Source organism: Rhizobacter sp. P3_B12, from assembly GCF_056402895.1.
The window spans coordinates 1-3,192 of the sequence record NZ_JBFUGN010000729.1 but is presented as its reverse complement, the minus strand read 5'-3'; the positions used below and the strand labels follow the sequence as shown (position 1 = coordinate 3,192).

The window sequence follows — 3,192 nt, the reverse complement described above, 5'->3', positions numbered from 1 at the left end:
CGACAAGGGCGTGCCCGCAGCGGCCGAGTTGCGCGGGCTGTCGCGCCGCTACCTGCTGGGCAGCAGCGTCAAGGGCGACGTGTCGCGCTTCAAGGCCGCCGGCACACGCGCGTTCGAAGGCTTCTGGGCACTGAACGCACAGGCGCTGTCGACCACCGAACGGCTGCTGCAGCAGCGCCTGCACGACACCGGCGTGCGCCGCAACACCGTGATCTCGATGCTGCTGGGCAGCCTGTTGCTCGCCGCGTACCTGTTCTGGTCGTTCCGCCTGGCCACCCAGGGCGGGCTCGAGGTGGTCGCCCGCCACATGGCGCGCATGCAGCATGGCGACCTGACCGGCTCGCCGATCGCCTGGGGGCGCGATGAAGCGGCGCGGCTGATCGTCGCGGCGAAGGCATTGCAGCAATCGTTCTCGGGCATCGTCGGCGACGTGCGGCAGGTGAGCGGCCACGTGCTCGACGCGAGCGCGAACCTCGACGGTCACGCCCGCCAGCTGGTGGCCGGCAACGAGGAATCGCGCGGCCACATGCAGCAATGCGCGCACGCGATGCAGCGGATCTCGCAGGCCGCCGGGCACACCCGCAGCGTGGTCGACACGGCCGCCCGCCTGTGCGATGCGAACGTGCAGGCCGCCCACGCCGGCCAGCATGCGGTGCGCAGCCAGGTACAGACCATGGCGGAGCTGCGCGAGCTGTCGGCCACGATCGCCGACGTGACGCGCGTCGTCGACACGATCGCCTTCCAGACCAACCTGCTGGCGCTGAACGCGGCCGTCGAGGCGGCCCGCGCCGGCAGCGCCGGCAAGGGATTCGGCGTCGTGGCGGCCGAGGTGCGCACGCTGGCCGACCGCTCGGCATCGGCCGCACGCGAGATCCGCGGCCTGATCGACACCAACGTGCAGCGGGTCGAGAGCAGCACGCGCATCAGCAGCGAGGCGAGCCTCAAGATGAACGAGCTGGTGGCCAATGCGCAGCAGCTGACCGGCTTGCTCGGCTCCATCTCGAACGCCGCCGACGAACAGAACCGTTGCATCGGCCATGTCGACACCGCGCTGGTGTCGCTGGAACAAGGCGCGCGCCAGAGCACCGACCGCATCGACCGGACGGCCGAGGCGGTGCGCTCGCTGCGCGCCTCGTCGGACGCGCTGCGCCAGCATGTGGAGACCTTCCGCATCGATGCACACACTGATGCACACACCAACGCCGCCACTTCGGGAGCCGCGCCATGACCTCCACCACCTTGCAAGAAGCGCCGCGCACCCCGGCCCTGCCGCACGACGCGGATGAAGCGCCCGCGGGTGCCCCGCAGACGATCCTCGTCGTCGACGACCTGCCGGCGAACCTGGAAGCCGCCGCACGCTTCCTCACGCACCACGGCTACCGTGTCGCCGTGGCGCAGGACGGCGAGGATGCGATCGAACGCGCCGCCCTGGTCCACCCGGACCTGATCCTGCTCGACGTGATGATGCCCGGGCTCGACGGCTTCGAGACCTGCCGCCGCCTGAAGGCCTCCGCGGCGTCGAGCCACGTGCCGGTGATCTTCATGACGGCGCTGGCGGAGACCCCCGACAAGCTCACCGGGTTCTCGGTCGGCGCCGTCGACTACGTGACCAAGCCGCTGGACGTCGCCGAAGTCATCGCCCGCATGCGCCTGCACCTGACGCTGCACCAGCTGCAGCGCCGCGTCGAGGCCCGCAACGCCAGCCTGCGCGAGGAGATCGCCGCGCACGAGCGCACGCAGGCCGCGCTGCAGCGATCGAACTCCGAGCTGGAGCAGCTGGCCTACGTGGCCTCGCACGACCTGCAGGAGCCGTTGCGGATGATCGCGAGCTACCTGCAGCTGGTCGAGGAGCGCTACCAGGACCGGCTCGACGACGACGGCCGGGAGTTCATCGGCTATGCGGTGGATGGCGCGAAGCGCCTGCAGAAGCTCATCAACGACCTGCTCCACTACTCGCGCCTCGTCAGCAAGGAACGGCCGCTGCAGCAGACCGAATGCGCCGAGGTGCTGCAGCTGGCGCTGCGCAACCTGCACGTCGCCATCCAGGAGAGCCAGGCCAGCGTGACGCACGACGAACTGCCGGCCGTGGCGGCCGACCAGACGCAGCTGGTGCAGCTGTTCCAGAACCTGATCGGCAATGCGATCAAGTTCCGCAACGGCCCGGGCCCGCGGGTGCACGTGGGGGTGCGGCGCGAAGGCGACGGGTGGCAGTTCAGCATCAGCGACGACGGCATCGGCATCGCGCCGGCCCACTTCGAACGGGTCTTCGTGCTGTTCCAGCGGCTGCACAGCCGCTCCCGCTACGACGGCACTGGCATCGGGCTCACGCTGTGCAAGAAGATCGTCGAACGCCACGGCGGGCGCATCTGGGTGAGTTCGCTGCCGGGCGAGGGCACGACCTTCCATTTCACGCTCGCATCGCAAGGGAACAGCCTTGCCGCGCCATGACCGGCGGACCCGGCCGGGCCTCTTCGCGCCCCATGGCAAGATGATCTCCCCCGGTCGTCTTCGATGCCGCTCAGCCAGGAAGCCCACTGAACCACGCCGCCGCTCCCGGAACAACGACGCAGACCCTGCGGCGCGGCCTCGTCGCCATCCTGTGTGCCGCGTCCCTGTGCGTCACATCGGCCCAGGTCGACACGGCGCAGATYGACCCGATCCGGGTGGCCTTCACGCTGAACTTCGCGCGCTACGTCACGTGGCCCGACAGCGCGCCTGCAGATGCGTTCCGGCTGTGCGTGTCGGCCGGCGATTCGCTGTACGGGGCGTTCTCGTCGGCCGATGGCACGATGGTGCGCGGCCGGCCGGTGCGGCTGCGCCGCATCGGGCCCGGCGCGGCCGATGTCGCGCGCTGCGACCTGCTGTACGTCGCCAGCACGACGGAAAGCCGCAACGCGCTGCTGCAGGCGGCCGCATCGCTGCCGGTCCTGACGGTCGGTGACGATCCGGCCTTCCTGCGCAGCGGCGGCACGATCCGCCTGTTCGCGGGCGACCAGCGCATGCAGTTCGACATCAACCTGACGCAGGCCGAACGCACCCAGCTGGTGCTCTCGCCGCAACTGCTGCGGCTCGCCCGCACCGTCAACCAGGACAAGACGCCGTGATGCAGCGACTGCAACGCATCTCGAAGAACGTGCTGGCCCTGGCCTCGCGCTGGTTCGGCCGGCAGCACCTGCCGCTGCGCCGCAAGAC

Annotated in this window: 3 protein-coding genes; all 3 read left to right on the top strand. The window is 70.2% G+C overall.

Features of this window, described 5'->3' with window-relative positions:
- The coding region (locus tag AC1D01_RS27005) for a methyl-accepting chemotaxis protein (protein WP_477871865.1) at positions 1–1,228 on the top strand (1,228 nt) is incomplete at its 5' end.
- The gene (locus tag AC1D01_RS27000; RefSeq protein WP_477871863.1) at positions 1,225–2,448 is read left to right on the top strand and encodes a sensor histidine kinase; all 1,224 of its coding nucleotides are present in this window, start codon (positions 1,225–1,227) and stop codon (positions 2,446–2,448) included. The genes AC1D01_RS27005 and AC1D01_RS27000, both read left to right, overlap by 4 nt.
- Before the next feature lie 215 nt (positions 2,449–2,663).
- Positions 2,664–3,104 (top strand): YfiR family protein, encoded by a 441-nt coding sequence (locus AC1D01_RS26995; RefSeq protein WP_477871861.1) that lies wholly within the window; start codon positions 2,664–2,666, stop codon positions 3,102–3,104.
- Positions 3,105–3,192: the final 88 nt, after the last annotated feature.

Coding starts and splice junctions, on each gene's coding strand:
- AC1D01_RS27000 (WP_477871863.1), top strand. CDS start 1,225: ATGACCTCCACCACCTTGCAAGAAGCGCCGCGCACCCCGGCCCTGCCG.